Source organism: Pigmentiphaga sp. MLSB6-MA01, from assembly GCF_058793475.1.
Map to the genome: position 1 here is coordinate 100,032 of NZ_JBXAFV010000009.1, position 19,626 is coordinate 119,657.

The 19,626-nt window shown below is 68.1% G+C and carries 19 protein-coding genes; 11 read left to right on the forward strand and 8 right to left on the reverse strand.

The features are described from left to right. Nucleotides 1-32: 32 nt before the first annotated feature. Genes AC1Q6E_RS16070 through AC1Q6E_RS16090 form a run of 5 tightly spaced genes read right to left on the reverse strand, consistent with a single transcriptional unit; the run spans nucleotide 33 to nucleotide 4,569 of the window. Nucleotides 33-749, reverse strand: a complete 717-nt coding sequence (locus tag AC1Q6E_RS16070; RefSeq protein ID WP_296555672.1) for an ABC transporter ATP-binding protein — start codon at nucleotides 747-749, stop codon at nucleotides 33-35. Continuing rightward, entirely contained in the window at nucleotides 742-1,467 is a 726-nt protein-coding gene (locus AC1Q6E_RS16075) for an ABC transporter ATP-binding protein (RefSeq protein WP_152798249.1), read from the reverse strand. Before AC1Q6E_RS16075 ends, AC1Q6E_RS16070 begins: the two co-directional genes overlap by 8 nt. Beyond that, the gene (locus AC1Q6E_RS16080; protein ID WP_152798248.1) at nucleotides 1,464-2,408 is read right to left on the reverse strand and encodes a branched-chain amino acid ABC transporter permease; all 945 of its coding nucleotides are present in this window, start codon (nucleotides 2,406-2,408) and stop codon (nucleotides 1,464-1,466) included. The genes AC1Q6E_RS16075 and AC1Q6E_RS16080 overlap by 4 nt, the downstream gene beginning before the upstream one ends. After that, nucleotides 2,405-3,277 carry a branched-chain amino acid ABC transporter permease gene (locus AC1Q6E_RS16085; RefSeq protein WP_492573093.1) on the reverse strand — a complete coding sequence of 291 codons (873 nt, stop codon included), beginning with the start codon at nucleotides 3,275-3,277 and terminating at the stop codon, nucleotides 2,405-2,407. Before AC1Q6E_RS16085 ends, AC1Q6E_RS16080 begins: the two co-directional genes overlap by 4 nt. Nucleotides 3,278-3,336: 59 nt before the next feature. Next, a complete protein-coding gene (locus tag AC1Q6E_RS16090; RefSeq protein WP_152798246.1) occupies nucleotides 3,337-4,569 on the reverse strand; it encodes an amino acid ABC transporter substrate-binding protein in 1,233 nt (410 codons plus the stop codon). 150 nt (nucleotides 4,570-4,719) lie between these two features. On the opposite strand from AC1Q6E_RS16090, the gene AC1Q6E_RS16095 reads away from it, so the two are divergent. From AC1Q6E_RS16095 to AC1Q6E_RS16115, 5 genes are all read left to right on the forward strand, one after another. Then, entirely contained in the window at nucleotides 4,720-5,646 is a 927-nt protein-coding gene (locus AC1Q6E_RS16095) for an AraC family transcriptional regulator (protein WP_152798245.1), read from the forward strand. A 103-nt stretch (nucleotides 5,647-5,749) separates the two neighbouring features. Continuing rightward, a complete protein-coding gene (locus AC1Q6E_RS16100) occupies nucleotides 5,750-6,217 on the forward strand; it encodes a hypothetical protein (RefSeq protein ID WP_492573094.1) in 468 nt (155 codons plus the stop codon). Nucleotides 6,218-6,440: 223 nt separating this feature from the next. Then, a complete protein-coding gene (locus tag AC1Q6E_RS16105; protein ID WP_296555661.1) occupies nucleotides 6,441-7,163 on the forward strand; it encodes a TerC family protein in 723 nt (240 codons plus the stop codon). 174 nt (nucleotides 7,164-7,337) lie between these two features. Further along, entirely contained in the window at nucleotides 7,338-9,056 is a 1,719-nt protein-coding gene (locus AC1Q6E_RS16110; protein WP_152798242.1) for a sulfatase-like hydrolase/transferase, read from the forward strand. Between the two features lie 24 nt (nucleotides 9,057-9,080). Beyond that, nucleotides 9,081-10,472 carry an MFS transporter gene (locus AC1Q6E_RS16115; protein ID WP_296555658.1) on the forward strand — a complete coding sequence of 464 codons (1,392 nt, stop codon included), beginning with the start codon at nucleotides 9,081-9,083 and terminating at the stop codon, nucleotides 10,470-10,472. Nucleotides 10,473-10,506: 34 nt separating this feature from the next. Here the strand turns inward: AC1Q6E_RS16115 and AC1Q6E_RS16120 are convergent, their stop codons facing one another. Together AC1Q6E_RS16120 and mdtD are read right to left on the reverse strand one after the other, a co-directional pair. After that, the gene (locus AC1Q6E_RS16120) at nucleotides 10,507-11,415 is read right to left on the reverse strand and encodes a recombination-associated protein RdgC (RefSeq protein ID WP_152798240.1); all 909 of its coding nucleotides are present in this window, start codon (nucleotides 11,413-11,415) and stop codon (nucleotides 10,507-10,509) included. 51 nt (nucleotides 11,416-11,466) lie between these two features. Then, the gene (gene mdtD, locus AC1Q6E_RS16125) at nucleotides 11,467-12,888 is read right to left on the reverse strand and encodes a multidrug transporter subunit MdtD (RefSeq protein ID WP_492573131.1); all 1,422 of its coding nucleotides are present in this window, start codon (nucleotides 12,886-12,888) and stop codon (nucleotides 11,467-11,469) included. A 140-nt stretch (nucleotides 12,889-13,028) separates the two neighbouring features. Between mdtD and AC1Q6E_RS16130 the strand changes: the two genes are divergently transcribed. The 6 genes from AC1Q6E_RS16130 to AC1Q6E_RS16155 all read left to right on the forward strand — a co-directional run bounded on the left by AC1Q6E_RS16130 (nucleotide 13,029) and on the right by AC1Q6E_RS16155 (nucleotide 18,137). Beyond that, on the forward strand, nucleotides 13,029-13,244 hold the full coding sequence (locus AC1Q6E_RS16130; protein ID WP_130359644.1) for a dodecin: 216 nt from the start codon (nucleotides 13,029-13,031) through the stop codon (nucleotides 13,242-13,244). 140 nt (nucleotides 13,245-13,384) lie between these two features. Further along, nucleotides 13,385-14,023: a PepSY-associated TM helix domain-containing protein gene (locus AC1Q6E_RS16135; RefSeq protein WP_492573095.1), complete on the forward strand. Its 639-nt coding sequence runs from the start codon at nucleotides 13,385-13,387 to the stop codon at nucleotides 14,021-14,023. A gap of 13 nt (nucleotides 14,024-14,036) precedes the next feature. Further along, nucleotides 14,037-14,549 carry a DUF2271 domain-containing protein gene (locus tag AC1Q6E_RS16140; protein ID WP_152798236.1) on the forward strand — a complete coding sequence of 171 codons (513 nt, stop codon included), beginning with the start codon at nucleotides 14,037-14,039 and terminating at the stop codon, nucleotides 14,547-14,549. 51 nt (nucleotides 14,550-14,600) lie between these two features. Next, nucleotides 14,601-15,404, forward strand: a complete 804-nt coding sequence (locus AC1Q6E_RS16145; protein ID WP_492573132.1) for a DUF4198 domain-containing protein — start codon at nucleotides 14,601-14,603, stop codon at nucleotides 15,402-15,404. 187 nt (nucleotides 15,405-15,591) lie between these two features. Continuing rightward, on the forward strand, nucleotides 15,592-16,521 hold the full coding sequence (locus AC1Q6E_RS16150; protein WP_492573096.1) for an FAD:protein FMN transferase: 930 nt from the start codon (nucleotides 15,592-15,594) through the stop codon (nucleotides 16,519-16,521). Then, nucleotides 16,518-18,137, forward strand: coding sequence for a sulfite reductase subunit alpha (locus AC1Q6E_RS16155; RefSeq protein WP_296555649.1), 1,620 nt, complete (start codon nucleotides 16,518-16,520; stop codon nucleotides 18,135-18,137). The genes AC1Q6E_RS16150 and AC1Q6E_RS16155 overlap by 4 nt, the downstream gene beginning before the upstream one ends. On the opposite strand, the gene AC1Q6E_RS16160 is transcribed toward AC1Q6E_RS16155, so the two are convergent. Next, nucleotides 18,138-19,553: an MFS transporter gene (locus AC1Q6E_RS16160; RefSeq protein ID WP_152798232.1), complete on the reverse strand. Its 1,416-nt coding sequence runs from the start codon at nucleotides 19,551-19,553 to the stop codon at nucleotides 18,138-18,140. It lies immediately after the preceding gene. Between the last annotated feature and the right edge of the window lie 73 nt (nucleotides 19,554-19,626).

Sequence of the window (19,626 nt, forward strand, 5' to 3'; positions counted from 1 at the left end):
AAGTGGCGGCCCCGTGGCCGCCTTGATTCGTATCAGGCGGTTGCCATGCCGAGGTAGGCTTTTTGCACGGCCGGGTCGTTCATCAGCGCGCAGGCTTCGCCTTCGCCGGCGATGGCGCCGTTCTCGATCAGGTAGCCGCGCTGGGCGATCGCCAGGCTCAGGCGGGCATTCTGTTCGACCAGCAGGATACCCACTCCATCCTGCCGGATGGTGGCCAGGGACTTGAATAATTCGCCGCTCATCAGGGGGGAAAGGCCCAGTGATGGTTCGTCCAGCAGCAGGATCGCCGGCCGCGACATCAGTGCCCGGCCGATGGCGACCATCTGCTGTTCGCCGCCGCTCATGGTGCGGGCGGTCTGGTCCAGGCGTTCCCCCAGCCGGGGAAACAGGGCCAGCACGCGCTCCAGGGTCGCGGTCTCGGTCTTCCGGGCACGGCGAGCGTAGGCTCCCAGCCGCAGGTTCTCGCGCACAGTGAGGTCGCCGAAGATGCCCCGTCCCTCGGGAACCAGCGCGATACCCAGTTCGACGATGCGGTGGGCGGGGGTGGCGGCGATGTCCTGCCCCGACAGGCGCACGACGGCCTGGCCGTCGTGCGGGACGAGACCGGCCACGGCCTTGAGCAGCGTGCTCTTGCCGGCGCCGTTGGCGCCCAGCATGACGACGATTTCGCCGGGCCTGACCGACAGCGCGACGTTGCGCAGCGCGGAATGCTTGCCGTAGGCGACCGACAAGTTCGAGACTTCAAGCACCGGCGTCTCCCAGGTAGGCGCGGATCACTTCCGGATCCGACAGGACGGTGGCCGGCGTGCCCTCGGCGATCTTGGCGCCGGCGTTCATCACGACGCAGCGGTCGCACAGCGAGTGCACGGCGTCCATGACGTGCTCGACCAGGATGATGCTCATGCCCTCGTCCTTGAGCGAGCGGACCAGCGCGATGCCTTCGAGCAGCTCGGACGGGTTCAGGCCGGCCAGCCATTCGTCCAGCAGCAGCAGGCGGGGCGACAGGGCCAGGGCGCGCGCCAGTTCCAGCCGCTTCTGGTCGATGTAGGTCAGTTCGCCGGCCAGCGTCCGCGCATGGCGGGCCAGGCCGACGCGCGCCAGCAGCTCGCCCGCCTTCGCGGCGGCCCGCGCGCCCCACATCGGTTCGCGCGCGAAGGCCAGGCCCGCCAGCACGTTCTCGGTCGTATCCATGTCGCCCAGCACCCGCACCAGCTGGAAGGTCCGCGCGACACCCGCGTGCGTCACCTTGTGGGGCGCCTTGCCGGCGATCGGCAGGCCGGCGAGTTCGATGTCGCCGGCATCCGGGGGCAGCGCGCCCGAGATCAGGTTCATGACCGTGGTCTTGCCCGAGCCGTTCGGGCCCAGCAAGCCGACGATCTCGCCGGGCTCGACCGAGAAGCTCAGATCGTCGACCGCGGTCAGGCCGCCGAAGGTCTTGCGCAGCAGGGATACGCGCAAGCCGTTCATGACACCCCCTTGCCGGCGGGAGCCGCCCGGTCCGTCTTGCGCCGGGGCCGGGCGAGACCGACCACGCCGTTGGGCAACAGGTAGACGATGATCATGAAGGCGGCGCCGAGCAGGATGCTGTAATGATTGGGGAAGTTCGCGCCGAGGTATTCGAACAGCAGCGCGAGGGGGACGACGCCCAGCAGCGGGCCGTACGGCCGTTGCACGCCGCCCAGCAGCGCCATGATCAGCACCTGGAACGACATGACGGGATTGAAGGCGATGGCGGGGTCGATGTAGGTCCAGCGAGGGGCCATGATCGCTCCGGCAAGTGTCATGAACAGGGCGCTGAGCGCGAACAGCAGCACCTTGGCGCGGGTGGTGTCGATGCCGCAGTGGCGGGCCACCGCCTCGTCCGCGCCGATGATGCGCAGCGCGAATCCCAGGCGGGAGCGTCCCAGCAGCAGGGTGGCCAGGAACAGGACCGCGCCCAGCGCCAGCAACTGCCAGTAGATCTGTTCCTGGCTGATGTCCAGGAATACATAGCGGCCGATGGAATTCGATACGTTCACCTCATACCAGGTGACCAACTGGCGGATGAGTTCGGTAAGTCCGAAGGTGAAGATGACGAAATAGACCCCGGCCAGCCTGAGCGTGGACAGGCCGACGATGATGGCGACCACCACGCCGACCAGGGCTGCCGCCGCCAGCACCGCGGGCCAGGGCAGGGCGTCGCTCAGCACGGCCACGGTATAGGCGCCGATGCCGAAGAAGGCGACCGTGGCCAGGGACACGTAGCGGGTGGGGCCGGAGAACATCGCCCAGGCGGTGGCCAGCACCGCGTAGTTGAGGATGTTGATGGCCAGCGACAGGCCGTAGCCGTCGGCCACCAGGGGCACGCCGGCCAGCACGGCCAGCAGGGTGGCGCCCGCGGCCAGGGGAGCGCGCAGGGACGCATTCATCGCGCAGCCCTCCCGAACAGGCCGGTGGGACGTACCAGCAGCACCAGCAGGAACACGCCGTAGGTCATGGCGATCGTCAGCCCCGGATCGACGTAGGTGGCGATGAAGGATTCCGCCAGGCCCAGCAGCAGGCCCGCGACCAGCGCGCCCAGGACGTTGCCCACGCCGCCCATGATGATCACGATCAGGGCCTTCATGGTGAAGATCACGCCCATGTTGGCGTTGAAGGTCAGGAACATGCTGACCAGCACGCCGCCGCCGGCCGCCAGCGCGCCGCCGGCGGCGAAGGCCAGGGCCGAGGCACGGCGCACGTCGATGGCGACCAGGCGCGCGGCCACCGGGTCCACCGCCACCGCCCGGATGGCGGTGCCCAGGCGGGTGCGGGTCAGCAGCAGGTAGAAACCGATGCCGAACACGGCGGCGAAACCCAGGGCGAGCAGCCGGTTCAGGGCCAGCACCGAATCCAGGATGCGCACGGGTTCGTTCAGGTAGGAATAGCTGTAGTAGTTGCCGCCGAAGGTGACCTGCATCGCGCCCTGCACGATGAACAGCAGGCCGAAGGTGGCCAGGATGCTGTCCACCTCCAACGCGGCGCGCGTGCGGGTGCGCTTGACCAGCGGTGTCAGCAGGAAGCGGTAGACCAGCCAGTTGAGCACGAAGGCGACGGGGACGATCAGCAGCAGTCCCCACAGGGGCGTGATCCGGAGGCCGGTCAACAGCAGGTAGGCGCAGAAGGCCGCGGCGACGAGAAACTCGCCATAGGCCAGATTCATGATGCGCGAGACGCCATATTGCAAGGTGAGCCCCATGGCGACGAGCGCGTACATGCCTCCCAGCGTGACGCCGGAGAAAAGTGCATCGATGAACATACCGGATTCCTGTCGCGCGCCGCCCGGCGCCGTGGGGCCCGGGCGGCGCGGGTTGAGGGTCAGCGCGCGGCGGCGCCGGCCTGCCAGGCGGGCTTGGGGAAGACCAGCCTGGCGGCGCCGGCGTGGCTGGACGGCTCGACGCCGACGAACTCGCCGTTCTGCCATTGGCCCAGCGTCAGCATGTTGGGCACCATGTGGGTCTTGAGATTGATGCGGCCCAGGATGGTGTCGAACTCCTCGCTCGCGATCTTGGCCGACACGGCCTTGCGGTCCAGGGTTCCTGCCTTCTCGATGGCCTGTTGCAGCACCTGCAGTCCGGCGTAGGTGACCAGGCTGGCCCAGCGGTCCGGCTCGGCGCCGGTCACTTCCTTGTGGCGCTGGATGTAGGCCTTGACCGCGGGGCTGCTGGCGTCGATGCCGCCCAGGCTGGCGACGCCATCGACGTTCGGTCCGAAGCGGTTCTTGTACAGCGGGAAGGCAGTGCCCACGCCGGTGTAGAACACCTTGGGATTGAAGCCCAGCAGCCGGGCCTGGTCCGTGATGGCCATGGTGTCGGGCGGATAGCTGAACGCGATGAAGACGTCGGGGTTCAGGTTCTTGGCCTCGGTCACGATGGGAGCGAGATCCTGCGTGCCCACCGGATAGGTCTTGGCGTAGGCCAGCTTGAAGCCTGCTTTCTTGAACGCGGCGCGCGCCGCGGTGGCCAGTTCGATACCGAAGCCGTCGGCGATGGAAACCATGGCGATGGAGTCGCCGATCTTGCCCGCCTTGCGCAGGCTGGCCAACTGGTCGACCAGGGCCTCGGCGTATTGCGAGCCGGTGCCCAGCAGCCAATAGCTGCCGGGCCAGCGCTTGGCGAATTCGGGCGCGCGTTCGGTCACGGCCGAGCCCGCCAGCAGCGGATAACCGTAGCGGTGGAAGGTGGGCGCCACGGCCAGGTTCATCGCGGTCGACCACGGCGGCAGCAGGAAGTCGACCTTGTCCTGGGTGATGAGGCGCTCGACGGCGCGCACCGCGTCCTCGGAGCTGGAGCGGTCATCGTATTCGACGACCTTGATCGGCAGGCGCTTGCCGCCGACCAGCAGTCCGCCCGCCTGGTTGACCTCATGGACCCACAGCTTGTAGTTGGGAATGGTCGTAATGCCCGTGCCGCCCGCATTGACGCCGGTTTTCGACACCGCGTAGCCGATGGTGACGGCGTCCTGGGCCTGGGCCGGCAGGGCGAGCGAAAAGGCCGACAGCGCGGCGGCCGCGCCAAGGTGGCGCAACGATTTCAGGGGCAAGGCCAGCATGGTGTGTCTCCCGGTGGTTTGTAACAATCGCGGAGTTTTGTTGTAGCGACCCACAAATTCTGGCTAGAGGGCCTGGCCATGTAAAGTTGCATGCATTGATGAAATCGGACGAATACTTGCACTTTTCCGCCTGGCTTTCCGAGGACCCGCATGGTGGCTTATCCGCATTCCCTGCCCGACGCGCATCCGGACATCGGCGAGACGCCCCTGCCCACCCTGATGGAGAGCGAATCCATGGTGCCCGCGCTGGCGGCGCGCGAATGGGTGATCGACGCCGCGCGCCGCCAGGGCCGCAGCCACGCCCTGCTGCTGACGGCGGGCAAGGGCGTGGCCACGCTGCGCCACGGGCAGCTCGCGCTGCGCGCGCCGTGCCTGGCCTGGCTGCCACCCGGCATGGCGCTGTCCCTCCGCCTGGAGGCCGGCGGCGCCGGCTACATGCTGTCGGCCGCCGAGGAACTGGTGTCGCGCGCCTCGGCCGCCAGCCAGCATGCCGCGGCCCTGCGCAATGTGGCCGACCGCCTGCTTCACATCGGGCCGGACGAGATGGCGGCGGGGCGGGACATGTTGCGTCCGGTGTTCGAGGCGGTCAGCCATGAGCTGCGCCTGGCGGCCAAGGGGGCCGCGGGCATCGCCGTCGCCTATCTCTCGATCGTCCTGACGCATCTCTGGCGCATGAGCGACATCGACCCCGAGGCGCCCACCGGCGACCGGCCCGGTTCCGTCGTGTTCCAGCGTTTCCTGCGCGTGGTGGAGTTGCATTTCCGCGAGCACTGGCCCATTTCCCGCTATGCCCGCACCCTGGGCGTGACCGAGCGCCGGCTGCATGCCGCGTCCATGCGCAGCGCCGGCTGCGGCCCGCTGGCCGTGGCGCACGAGCGCCTGCTGCAGGAGGCGCGGGTGCGCCTGCAACAATCGCCGCTGCCCGTGGCCCAGATCGCCTACGGCCTGGGGTTCCGCGATACCGCGCACTTTAATCGTTTCTTCAAGCGCCACATGGGTATTCCTCCCGGCAGCTACCGCCGCCGCGTGCTCGAGGAAGCCGGCCGCGAGGATCTCACCTACTCGGCTTGGCCGTAGGGGCCCCCTGCGTGCTTCGCGCCCCCAGGGGGCGATGCGGGGGGACCGGAAGGGAGGCCCACCCCCTACGCGCTCCGCGCGCCCCCTCAAGGGGGCGATGCGAGTGGACCGGCAAGGCCGGATCCACCGCATCCTGGGAGAAGATGAAAGTTATACTTTTTGTTGTCCAGCCTTGGGTGTGAATGTCGTGAAGCTTTTCGTCGGTCGGGATTTGTCGTGGGGAGCGCTGGCCGGGGCGCTGGGATTGATGTTCCTCGTGTCCAGCGCCTTGCGCGGGCCGTTGCCCGAGGGGCCGTTCAGCGAACGAGTGCCGGTGCTGGCGCAATACGCCGGTTCTTTCCTGGCGGCGGCGCTGATGGGGGGCTTCATCGTGCTGGTCATGTGGGGGTTCCGGCGTTTCCGCTCGCAGGCCTACGAGACGCCGCGGCGCGATCTGGCGCTGGCGATACTGCTGATGGCCATCGTGACGTTCCGTCCCGCGCATGCCGATGTGGCCCCGTTTTCGCCGTTTTCCTTGGGGTATCTCCCGATGTTGACGCAAGGTCCGGGGCCAGGCGAAAATGCTGGTTGACATGCCTATGGCATGTCCCTCCAAAGGGGAGTAGTTCGAGAGCCTGACAGGCTCTTTCGTACGATCGTCAATACGTGGAAGTTCGCTTCCTCCGGTCGTACGGATCACCGCCCGGTGATTGAACAAGACCTTTGCAGCCTGGCGTCAGGTCCTGCATGGGTGCTCCCGTTCCCAGTCATTCCTGTTGCCAGCAGAGGCCGTCAACTTCTCTGGAGAACCACTCGTGGAATGGCTTTCGGCTTTCGCCGCAGAAATATTCACTACCAAATTCCTGTTCGCGCTCGCGTCCATCGTCGTGATCGACATCGTGCTGGCGGGCGATAACGCCATCGTCATCGCGCTGGCTGCGCGCAACCTGCCACCCGCCTTGCAGAAGAAGGCCATCATCTGGGGCACGGTCGGCGCCATTGTGGTCCGTACGCTGATGACGCTGGCCGTGGTCTGGCTGCTCAAGGTACCTGGCCTCATGCTGGTGGGCGGCCTCGCGCTGCTGTGGATCGCCTATCGCCTGCTGACCGCCGAGGAGGACGAACACGGCAGCGGCTCGGCCAACACGAGCTTCGTCGCCGCCATCAAGACCATCGTGATCGCCGATGCCGTCATGGGCGTGGACAACGTGCTGGCGGTGGCCGGCGCGGCGCATGGCAGTTTCCTGCTGGTGGTGCTGGGCCTGTTGATCAGCGTGCCGATCATGGTCTGGGGCAGCCGCCTCATTCTGCGCCTGATGGAACGCTATCCGGCCATCATCTACATCGGCGCCGGCGTGCTGGTCGTGACCTCGGTCAAGATGGTGATGGGCGAGCCGCTGGTCAAGCCGTGGTTCCAGGCCCATGTCTGGGTGCAGTGGCTGCTGTACCCGCTGGCGCTGGTTGCCATCCTGGGCGGTGCCCGCGCGGTGATGGCCAATCGCGGAAAAGGCCGCCAGCCTGAGTCCAACGCGGCGTGAAGCCGGTGCCCTGGCCGGCGAGAGGGGAATGTCCCCACTCGCGGCAGGGGTGAACTGGGTTAAGCTTGCGGCTTTTCCCGGGTGGGCTTCCCGCCCGCAGCAGAATCGGCGCCCGGTTTCGGCCGGACGCCGTTTTTCACGCAGGAAGGCCGCAGGCCGCCTGATCGAGTGCGCATGACGACGAATGAATCCCTGACCCTGACGCTCCGGCCCGGGATGTGGAACTGGCGCTACCTCGCGGCGCGAGGGGCGCTGGTCCTGCTGACCACATCGTTGTTGATGCTGGACGACTGGATCCAGCAATGGTTCACGGTCGCCAACCAGGCTGACTTCGAACTGAACTATTTCTTGGCGCTGCTGGCGTTCTGCCTGGGGTTGTGGCTGTCGGGCAGCAAGGTGTTCGTCTCGTGCATCTTGGTGTTGCTGGCCGGCATGGAACTGGTCCAGCTCAGCCATATCTCCTACGCCGGGCGGCCGCTCGATCCCGTCGTGCTGGCCAGCCTGTTCTCGGAGTTCGGGGATGTCAGGGAGGTGGCGCTGGCCGATTTCGGCGACCACGTCCACGTGCTGTTCGCGGTGCTGGTCCCGTACCTGGCCGCGTGGTGGCTGTTCATGACCTACATGCGGTCCGACGTCCGGCGCTGGCAGCGCGCGCTGGGCGTCATGCTGGTGGCCGCGGGCCTGCTGTCCAAGCCTTATCGCGCCACCTACCGCGACCTCAATTCCTTCCTGCCGGGCCCCACCCGCAGCGGCCTGCACAACTCACTCAACACCTTCAGTTTTTTCCTGGTGCACAACGTCGTGCGCGGATCGCTCCACGCGGCGCCGGCGCCGGTGGCGGCCGCGGCCCTGCCCGAGGTCGCGCCATTCCCTTCGCAGGCGCAGCACGTCTGGTTGTTCGTGGCCGATTCGCTGCGCAGCGAACACCTGGGCATCATGGGCTACGAACGGGATACGACGCCCAACCTGGCACGGCGCATGGAGCAGGGACTGGTGGCGCGCCATGGCGTGGCGGCGGCCGTTTCCACGGCGGCCAGCATGCCGCTGATCATGAACGCCGTGCGCGAGCCCGGCCAACTGGACCAGATCCGGGGCTTGTCCACGAATCTGTTCAAGTTCGCCAAGGAGGCGGGCTTCACGACCTACTGGATCTCGTCACAGGAATCCAAGCTGCTCAACGACGTGGGCAGCCGCTACGTCGACGTGTCGATCACCCGCGAGGACGAGCCCGCCCGCTTCCGCAGGCAGGGCGACGAGGCGCTCCTGTCGCTGCTGCAGGAACAGGAGTGGCCGCGGAAGACCTTCGTCGTGGTCCTGCTGCGCTCGGCCCATGCCCCCTACGAGGCCAACTATGCGCATGCGCGGGACCGCTACGCGCGCTGGCCGGACGGTCACGATCAGCCGCGCGCGGTGCGCCAGCGCAACGCCTACGACAACTCCGTGCTCTATCTGGACGCATTGCTGGACCGCATGCTGGACGAGTTCGATAGCCTGCCGGGACAGCGCCATCTGGTGGTCACCGGCGATCATGGGCAGTTGCTGGGCGCTCGCGGCATGTGGGGGCACAATGTGCTCGAACCCGAAGTGGCCGATGTCCCGGTACTGTCATGGAGCCGCGAGGCGCCCGAGGCCGTCTCCGCTCCCATGCGGCAGGAGCGCTGGATCAGCCATTTCGAGATGTCGCGCTGGCTGGCGAACCGGCTGGGCAGCGACGTCCGTCCGCCGTCGGCCATCGACGGCGTGCATTACGTGCAGGGCAAGAACCTGTACGGGGCCAACACCTTCCGCGAGGTGCACGAAGGCGTCTCGCTGGAGTTTTCCGATGTCCTGCCGGTGGGCCACAGCCTGCCGGTCCGCCCTTACAATCCGGTCCGCTCGCTCGTCGCACGTTGAGTGCGCGCGCCCACGGACCTACGCATGCCTTCCTCCCAGGAAAAGTCTTCTCCCTTTGAACTCATGACCGGCCGCAACGCGCTGCGTTCGCTGGCGCTGGCCGGCGGCGTGGCGCTCCACGCCATCAATGTCTACGTCGTCACCACCATCATGCCCACCATCGTGCTCAGCATCGGTGGGCTGGCCTACTACGCCTGGAGCACGACGCTGTTCGTGGTGGCATCCATCCTTGGTTCCGCCTTGTCCTACCGGCTGATCGACCGGATGGGGCCGCGCCGCGCCTATCTGGGGGCGCTGGCGCTGTTCTGCCTGGGCTCGCTGATCTGCGCCACCGCGCCGGCCATGTGGTGGCTGCTTGCCGGGCGTACCGTCCAGGGGCTTGCCGGCGGCGTGCTGCTGGCCTTGTCCTATGCGCTGATACGGATGGTGTACGAGTCGCGCCTGTGGCCGCGCGCGCTGGCCTTCGTCTCGGCGATGTGGGGCGTGGCGACGTTGTCGGGGCCGGCGCTGGGCGGGCTGTTCGCCTCGCTGGGGTGGTGGCGGCCGGCCTTCCTGTCGCTGCTGCCGGTGGCCGCCGCGCTGGCTGCCATCGTCTACAGGCTGGTGCCGGCCACCGCGCCCGCCTCGTCGTCGGCGGCGGGCGTGCCCTGGGGCAAGCTGGCGCTGCTGGCGTGTTCGGTGATGGTGGTCTCGGTGGGCAGCCTGTCGCATGAGCTGGCCTGGAACGCCGCCGGCGTGGCGGCGGGGCTGGCGCTGGTGGCATGGATGGGGCGCCTGGACGTGAGGGCGTCGTCGCGGCTCATGCCCACGGGCGCCTACTCGACCCGCACGGTGCTGGGCGCCTGCTACCTGACGATGGCCATGCTCATCATCGGCCTGACCAGCGAGATCTTCGTCCCGTATTTCCTGCAGACCCTGCACGGCCAGACGCCGCTCGTGGCTGGCTATCTGACGGCGGTCATGGCCGGCGGCTGGACGCTGGCCTCGCTGATGTTCTCCGGGTGCACCGGCGCGGCCGTCGTGCGCCTGGTCCGCGGCGGGCCGGTGGTGACCACGGTGGGCCTGGCCGCGCTGGCCGTGCTGGTGCCGCGAGGCGAATCGGGCGACGTGGCGTTCGCCGCGCTGTGCCTGGCGCTGGCCGGAGTCGGCTTCGGCATAGGCATGTGCTGGTCGCACCTGGTCACGCGGGTGTTCCGCTCGGCCCCGGTGGGCCAGGAGAACCTGGCCTCGGGCGCGGTGACCACCCTGCAACTCTATGCGATCGCGCTGGGGTCGGCCGTGGCGGGCATGGTGGCCAACGCCGCCGGCCTGGCCGAGCCGGGCGGCATCGAAGGCGCCCGCACCGCGGCCGCCTGGCTGTTCGGCCTGTTCGCGCTGGCGCCGGCCCTGGCGGCCTGGAGCGCCCGGCGCTCGTAGGACGGCGCGCCCGGTTGCGCCGCCCAGGCGGCCGTCAGCGCATCGAGGGGGCTTCGCCCCCCAGGGCGTCGACCACGTCGGCGATCAGCTTGGCCAGTTCGCCGGACATCAGCGTGAAATCGGCGTCGAAGCGTTCGGCGTCATTCTGCGCCAGGGCGTCGGCGTTTTCCTTGAGCACGTCCAGCGGCGCGATGCGCTTGATGGCCAGCGATTCGCTCAGCACGAACGAGATGCGGTCGGCCCAGGTCATGGCGAGCCGGGTGCATTGCTTGCCGGCCTCGATGTGGCGGCGCACGTCCTCGGCTTCGATGGATTGCCGTACGTAGCGCACCGTGGCCCGGCCTTCGCCGGTGGAGCGCAGTTCGGTGTCCTGGTCGATCGTGAAATTGGCGGGGGCTTCGCCGCCTGCCAGCCACTCCGTCATCGCCGCCGCGGGCGAGGTCTGGACGTGCAGGTTGGCCAGCGGAAATTTGTCGATCGCCCGGTTCAGAAGCTGCAACAGCTCGTCGCAGCGTGCCGCCGAGGAGGCGTCGATGCACAGCCAGCCATTGCGCGTGTCCATCCACGCGCGGGTGTCGCGCAGGATGCTGAAGGCGCGCGGCAGCAGCGTCTCCTTGACGGTCTCCTTGATCTCCTTCATCTGCTTGCGGCCCGGCTTGAAGCCTTGCTGCTCTTCGATTTCCTGGGCCTTGGCCTTGGCCACCTGGTTGATGACGGTGGTCGGGAGCAGCTTCTTCTCGGTGCGCAGCGTGATCAGCAACTGGCCGTTCACGCCATGGGCCAGCAGGCTGCCGTTTTCGAGCGGAGGCGCCCAGCCCTGCGTTTGCAGTTCCAGGCTGGAGCCGGGGCCGAAGACCTGGGGCCGGAGCAGTTCATCGAGCCCCTCGGGCGTCATGGGCCAGGGGGCGGGAAGGCGATAGATTTGCAGGTTCTTGAACCACATGGCGGGCCGCGCAAAAGGGTCGATTCTATACGACGCGGCCTTCGCCCTTTGTTACCCCAGGTCCAGCGAGTCATCCTTCTTGGATTCGCGCGGCACGTCGGGCGACAGTTGCCAGAAGATCCAGGCCGACGCCGCCGTGAGCAGGCCGATGCAGATGAAGGTGGCATGGAAGGCCGCCAGGGCGTCCTCGGGGGCGCCATGGTCCACGAAGTGGCTGAAGGCGGCGAGGATGCCGCCGGCCACCGTCACGCTCAGGCTGATGGCCAGCATCTGCATCATGGACAGGATGCTGTTGCCGCTGCTGGCGCCTTGCTGTCCCAGGTCCTTGAGCGTGAGTGTGTTCATGGCGGTGAACTGCAGCGAATTCACCGCGCCGAAAAAGGCCATCAGAACCACCTGGGCCCAGACGGGATGCGAGGCGTCGACCAGCGCGAACGAGGAGATGGTCAGGCCGACCAGCACCGTGTTGACCACCAGGACGTGACGATAGCCGTAGCGGGTGATCAGCGAGGTCGCGATGCGCTTGCTGAGCATGCCGGCCGCGGCCACGGGCAGCATCATCAGGCCCGAGTGGGTGGGGGAATAGCCAAGGCTGACCTGCAGCAGCAGCGGCAGCAGGAAGGGCATGCCGCTGCTGCCCAGCCGTGCGAACAGGTTGCCCAGCAGGCCTATCGTGAATGTGTGGATCTGGAACAAGGCGGGCGAGAACAGCGGCGCGGCCTGCCTGCCCGCGCGCAGCCAGTAGGTGACGATGCTGATCAGGCCGAACACCAGCATGAGCACGACGGTCGCGTGGCCCGTGGCGCGGCCCGAGAATCCGTCCAGCGAGAGCGAGATGGCCGCCATGCCGAAGGCCAGCAGGCCGTAGCCCACGCCGTCGAAGGAGGCCGGTTGCGCCTCGCGCTTGTCGATCATGAAGGTGCGCGTGGCGATCGCGCCGGCCAGTCCGACGGGAATGTTGATCAGGAATACCCAATGCCAGGAGAACTGTTCAGACAGCCAGCCGCCCAGCACGGGGCCGATCATGGGGCCGACCATGGCCGGTATGGCGACGAAGCTCAGCGCGGGCAGCAGCCGCTCCTGGGGGAAGCTGCGCAGGATGACCAGCCGGCCTACCGGCATCAGCATCGCGCCGCCGGCCCCCTGGAGCACGCGGGAGGTGACGAGCTGGCTCAGGTTCTGCGACAGCGCGCACAACACGGAGCCCAGCGTGAACAGGACGATGGCCGAGAAATAGACCTTGCGTGTGCCGAAGCGGTCGGCCAGCCAGCCCGAGGCGGGTATCAGCACGGCCATGGTCAGCGCGTAGGAGATCACCACGGACTGCATGCGCAGCGGGCTCTCGCCCAGGCTGGCCGCCATCGCCGGCAGCGCCGTGTTGACGATGGTGGTGTCCAGCGTCTGCATGAAGAGACCGATGGCGACGAGCCAAAGGGTGATGTTCAGCGTTTTTCTGTGGTCCACGGTCGGCATGCAGGGGGGCGGGCGGTGCCATAGGATAGCTTGATTCATGCCCGCGGCTTGGACTAAGGTGGTCTGGCCGGCTTCCGGAGCCGCGACGGTCCCGGGCATGGCCTTTGCTGGCCGGCACCCCAGGCAACCAGGAGACGACGATGTCGGAACACGTGTACAAGCAGCTCGAATTGGTCGGGTCCTCGACGAAATCCAGCGACGACGCGATCCGCAACGCGATCGACCGCGCGGCCCGGACGATGCGCCACCTGGCGTGGTTCGAGGTCACCCAGGTGCGGGGCCACATCGAGGACGGCAAGATTGCGCACTGGCAGGTCGCCCTGAAGGTCGGGGTGCGCCTGGAAGACTCGAAGTAGGACCCCGCGGCAGGGACGGCGGTGGGGGCCGCCGCGCCCGCGCCTCAAGGGGCGCCGGGCGGGCGCTGGCTACAGTGCTTGAGAATTGTTATCATTATTGATCTTAATCATCTCAAGCATGCAGTGCCGCGCACCGCCGTATGGAAAAACAGTCGGATCGCTTCCTGGAGCAGAAGCGTCGCTCATTCTGGTTGAAGCATCTGCATCAATGGCACTGGATCAGCTCGGCGATCTGTCTCGTCGGCATGCTGCTGTTCGCCGCCACAGGCATCACGCTCAATCACGCTTCCCAGATCGAAGCCCATCCCCGCGTCGTTTCCAAGGAAGCGCAGGTGCCGGCCGAACTGGCTCGCGCGCTGGCTCCGGAAGGCGGGGCCGACAAGGCGCCCCTGCCGGCCGCGCTGCGGCAATGGCTGGAAGCGCAGTTGTCGATCGCGATCGGCGACCCGGTGGCCGAATGGTCGCCCGACGAAATCTACGTTTCCCTGCCACGGCCGGGCGGCGATGCCTGGCTGAGCGTCGAGCTGCCCGACGGCGCGGTGAAGTATGAGAGCACCGACCGCGGGTGGATCTCGTATTTCAACGACCTGCACAAGGGCCGCAACACGGGTGAGGCCTGGAAGTGGTTCCTGGACGTCTTCGCGGTCGCCTGTCTGGTGTTCTGCGTGACCGGTTTCTTCCTGCTGCAGATCCATTCGCGCAACCGGCCCGTCACCTGGCCCATGGTGGCGCTGGGCGTCGCCGTGCCGCTGTTCCTGGCATTCGTATTCATCCATTGAAGAGGTTCTGGCTATGCGTACATTGATCCCGGTGGCCGTCACCGGCCTGATGGTCGGTCAGGTCCAGGCCGCCGACCTGGCGGTGAGGATCGAGATCCCGAGGCTGAACGTGGCCGAGTACCACCGTCCGTATGTGGCGGTGTGGGTGGAGGGGCCGGATCAGAAGGTCGCCGCCAACCTGGCGGTCTGGTACGACGTCAAGCTCAAGAACGACGAAGGCACGAAGTGGCTCAAGGACCTGCGCCAGTGGTGGCGCCGCAGCGGCCGCGAGCTGACCATGCCCGCCGACGGCATCAGCGGCGCCACGCGGCCCGTGGGCGAGCATCAGATAGTGTTCAGCGATGGCAAGGCCCCGCTGGGCAAGCTGGCCGAGGGCAAGTACGAACTGGTGGTGGAGGCCGCGCGCGAGGTCGGCGGCCGCGAATTGTTGCGCATCCCATTCCAGTGGCCGCCGCGCGCGCCCGAGAAAGGCGAGGTGCGTGGCCAGCACGAGCTGGGCCGCGTCGCGCTGGAAACCAAACCCTGATTCCCTGGCAACTCTTTCCTAGCAACCCCTTCCGAGGAAAAGAACATGAAGATGTCTCTCAAGTGGGCCGCGCTGGCCCTGGCGTTCAGCCTGCCCCTGTCGGCCCAGGCGCACCGCATGTGGATGCTGCCCTCGGCCACGGTGCTGTCGGGCGCGGATCCCTGGGTGACGGTGGATGCCGCGGTGTCCAACGATCTCTTTTACTTCGAACACTTTCCGCTGCAGCTGAACAACCTGTCGGTGACCGCTCCCGACGGCGCCGCCGCCAAGGCCGAGAACCCGTCCACGGGCCGTTATCGCAGCACCTTCGATGTGCACCTGACCCAGACCGGCACCTACAAGATGGCGGTGGTCAACAACGGCGTGTTCGCGTCGTACAAGGAAAACGGCAAGAACAAGCGCTGGCGCGGCACGCCGGAAAAATTCGCGCAAGAGGTCCCGGCCGACGCGCAGGACCTGCGGGTTACGCAGGCCAACAGCCGCCTGGAGACTTTCGTGACGGTGGGCAAGCCGACCGACACGGTGCTCAAGCCCACCGGCGTGGGGCTGGAGCTGGCGCCCATCACTCATCCGAACGACTTGTTCGCCAAGGAAGAGGCCAGCTTCCGGCTGCTGCTGGACGGCAAGCCCGCGGCCGGCATCGAGGTGTCCATCGTGCCGGGCGGGATCCGCTACCGCGACCAACTGCACGAAATGAAGACGCGCACCGATGCCGACGGCAAGTTCACGGTGACCTGGCCCGAGCCCGGCATGTACTGGCTGGAAGCCGAGACCAAGGATGACAAGACCACCTTCGACAAGGCGAAGGAGCGTCGGTCCAGCTATATCGCGACGTTCGAGGTCTTGCCTGAATAGAATGCCCCCCCCTACGCCCTTCGGGCGCCCCCCAGGGGGCGATGCGGGTGGACCGGCCCAGCCGGATCCACCGCATCCTGGGTCTGGCTCCGCTATCTTGGGGGGGCGCGGGACGCGAGTGCTCATCCCTTTGGCGGTGTCGGAGCAGGCGCGGCGGGGATATGGGGTTGGGGCTCGGGTGGTTTCCATGGGCGGGCCGACGATGGGGACGAGCTGGTCGGTCCGGCTGGTGGATGACGGCGGGTTGCCGCGGGATCTGGAAGCGCGGGTACGGGCGACGCTGGATGGGATCATCGACGAGATGAGTACCTGGCGGGACGATACGGACCTGAGCCGTTTTAATGCCGCGCCGGCGGGTAGTTGGCACGTCTTGCCCGATGCCTTGTTCGTGGTGCTGGAGCAGGCCCTGAGCGTGGCCCGCGAAAGCGGGGGCGCCTACGATCCGACCGTGGGGCCGCTGGTGGATCTTTGGGGGTTCGGGCCACAGGGACCGCGCGCCCGGCCGTCGGCGGACGAGGTCCAGGCCGTGCGGGGGCGGGTGGGCTGGGACCGGATCGAGCTGGACGTGGCGGGCCGCCGGGCGCGGCAGCCGGGCGGGGCCTATGTGGACCTGTCCGGCATTGCCAAGGGATATGCGGTCGATGCCGTCGCCCGCTGCCTGCGGCGCGCCGGCGTGGCTGGCTATCTGGTGGAGATCGGCGGCGAACTGATCGGGCACGGCGTGAAGCCGGACGGCACGCCCTGGTGGGTGGAGCTGGACCGGGCCTGGGACGCGGACGGCGAGTCGTCCGTGCCGTCCACGCTGGTGGCCCTGGAGGGCCTGGCGATCGCCACCTCGGGGGACTACCGGCGCCATGTGTCCGATGGACAGGGCATGTACAGCCACACCCTGGACCCGCGCACGGGCGCGCCCATCGGCAATGGCGTCGTCTCGGTCACGGTCCTGCATCCCGAGTGCATGGCGGCCGATGCGCTGGCGACGGCGCTCACGGTGATGGGGCCGGACGAGGGCCTGCGCTGGGCGGCGCGTCGCGGACTCGCGGCGCATTTCGTGCAGCGCACCGCCCAGGGATACCAGGAAACGATGACGCCCAATTTCGCGGCGATGATGGAATGAACGACAAATCTCGCGCGGTGTCCGCGCGCCAGGCGGGCGTGGCCGTGCTGTTGCTGCTGGCGGCGCTGATCGTGGTGGCCGCCGTGCTCCCGCTGCCGCCGGCGGCGCACCGGGCGGCGGCGGGTTCGCTGGTGGTCGCCTGCTATCTGGGGTTCTGCCTGTGGGTAGGATTGGCGAGGCGCGCGGCGGCCTCTCCGGCCGGCGGTCCGATCGCCGCCGATGCGCTGCTGGTGGCCTATGCCAGCCAGACCGGTTTTGCCGAGCAGATCGCGCGCCGCAGCGCGCAGGCGCTCCAGGCCGCGGGGCTGCCCGTGCATCTGGCCAACCTGGCGGAGATGGGCGGCTCGGCCTTGCAACGTTTCCGCAAGGCCTTGTTCGTGGTCAGCACCACGGGCGAGGGCGATGCCCCCGACGGTGCCGCCAGCTTCGCCCGCAAGACGCTGGCCGGCGATCTGGCCCTGGCGGGCCTCAGCTACGGCGTGCTGGCCCTGGGCGACAGCAGCTACCAGCGCTATTGCGCCTTCGGCCAGTCGCTCGCGAACTGGCTGCACCGGCAGGGCGCCGAGCCCCTGTTCGATCCGATCCTGGTCGACGATGGCGACGAGGGCGCGCTGCGCCACTGGCAGCATTATCTGAACGTGCTGGGGGCGAGCGCCGACATGGAAGACTGGGCGGCTCCGAGCTACCAGCCCTGGACCCTGGCGGAACGCCGCCTGCTGAACGAAGGCAGTCCCGGCGATCCCGCGTATCACCTGGCCCTGGTGGCCGCCGCCGCGTCGCCCGGCGGCTGGGAGGCCGGAGACATCGCCGAGATCGGGCCGCGCAACGATCCGGGCGACGTCGCGTCGCTGTTGGCGGCGCTGGACCTGGATGGCGCCATGCCGGTGGACGACGGGCCAGGCAAGGTGTCGCTGCGCGACGCGCTGGCGGCACGGGTCCTGCCCCACGACGAAGCCGGGCGCGCCGCGTTGCGGGGCCTGCCGCCGTCGCAACTGACGCAGGCGCTGCCACGTATTCCCCATCGTGAATACTCGATCGCCTCGCTGCCGGCCGACGGCCGCCTGGAGCTGCTGGTGCGGCAGATGCGCTATCCCGGCGGCCGCCTGGGGATGGGATCGGGATGGCTGACCCGGCATGTCCCGCAGGGCGGGCAGGTAGACGTGAGGCTGCGGCGCAACAGTGGTTTTCACCCGCCGCCTCCCGGGCGGCCCCTGATCCTGATCGGCAACGGCACCGGCATGGCCGGCCTGCGCGCGCACCTGAAGGCCCGCGCGGCGGTGGGGGCGCGTCGCAATTGGCTGTTGTTCGGGGAACGCACGCCCGACCATGACTTCTTCCATCGCGGCGAGATCGAGGCCTGGCGCGAGCAAGGCGTGCTCGAACGATTGGATCTGGCGTTTTCGCGCGCGGCCGGCTGGCCGCGCTACGTGCAGGACTGCCTGCCTGCCGTGGCCGGCGAACTCCGCGCCTGGGTGGACGAAGGGGCCGCGATCTACGTCTGCGGCAGCCTGCAGGGCATGGCGGCGGGTGTCGCGGCCGAACTCGAACGCATACTGGGCCGCGATCGCCTGGACGAACTGGCCGGGCAGGGCCGTTATCGGCGGGACGTGTACTGATCAGGCCGTGCCGCCGCTGCGCCGGTGTCCGCTGACCTCGGCCCCGGCGTCGCGGCGCAGCCGCACGAAACTCAGCAGGCTGCTCAGGGCCAGCAGGCCCACCACCAGGAAGGTAATGCGGAAGTCCGTGACGTCGTAGGTGGTGCCGCCGGTGTCGCGCGCGGCGGCCGTCAGGTGCAGCACCACGGCCCCGACCGCGATGCCCAGGCCCATGGACATCTGCTGGGTGGTGCTGAACATGGTGTTGGCGCTGCTCATCTGCGGGTGCGGGACCTCGGCGAAGGCCATGGAGGTCAGGCCGGTGAACTGCATCGAGCGGGTCAGGCCGCATACCACCATGATCGCCACGACCAGCGGCACCGGGGTGTCGGGAGACAGCACGGCGCACAGGGCGATGGAGGCTCCGGCCAGCGCGCCGTTGAAGACCAGCACGTTGCGGAAGCCAAAGCGGCGCAAGGCCTGCGTCGTGACCAGCTTCATGCCCAGGTTGCCGAGCATGCTGGCCAGATACAGCATGCCGGCCTCGAAGGCGTTCAGGCCGAAGCCCACCTGGAACAGCAGCGGCAGCAGGAAGGGCATGGCGCTGATCGCCGTGCGGGCGATCGTGCCGCCGACCATGACGGTGCGGAACGACGGCACGGCCATGATCGTGGGGTCGATCAGCGGATGCGGGTGGCGGCGCAGATGCGCGGCCAGCGCGATGCCCAGCGCGATGCTGGCGGCGACGAGCAGGGCGCCCAGCCGCCACCGTCCGCCGTAGCCCAGCAGTTCGACCCCGGCCATCAGGAAACTGAGCGCGAGGCCGCTCAGGGCGAAACCCATCACGTCCAGCGGCCTTCGCGGCTGCGGGGCGGATTCCGGGATATAGGCGCGTATCAGGAACACGCCGGCCACGCCCAGGGGTACGTTCAACAGGAAGATCCACTGCCAGCTCAGGTAGGTGGCCAGGAAGCCGCCCAGCGGGGGACCGATCACGGGGGCGATCAGCCCCGGCCAGACGATGAAGGCCATGGCCCGGACCAGGTCCTCCTTGCCGGTGTTGCGCAGCACGGCCAGCCGTCCCACGGGCACCATCATCGCGCCCGCCATGCCCTGGAATACCCGAGCGGCGGTGAACTGCGCGACGCTGGTGCTGAGCGCGCACAGGATGGAAGCCACGGTGAACGCGGCCACCGCCCAGGCGAAGACGCGGCGGGTGCCGAGCCGGTCCGCGACCCAGCCGCTGATGGGAATGAACACGGCCAGCGTCACCAGATAGGAGGTCATGCCTATGCTGAGGTTGACCGGGTTGGTGCGGAAGGTGGCGGCCATCTGCGGCAGCGCGGTCGCGATCACGGTGCCGTCCAGCGTTTCCATGAAAAAAGCGGCGGCGACGATGAGCCAGATAACGTTGGGCTTGGTGGTGGAAGCGGTCATGGGCGGCACGTGGGATAAGGCCGGATCGGGCCCGGGCAGTATATGCCGTGCGCCGCGATATTTGGCTGGGGCC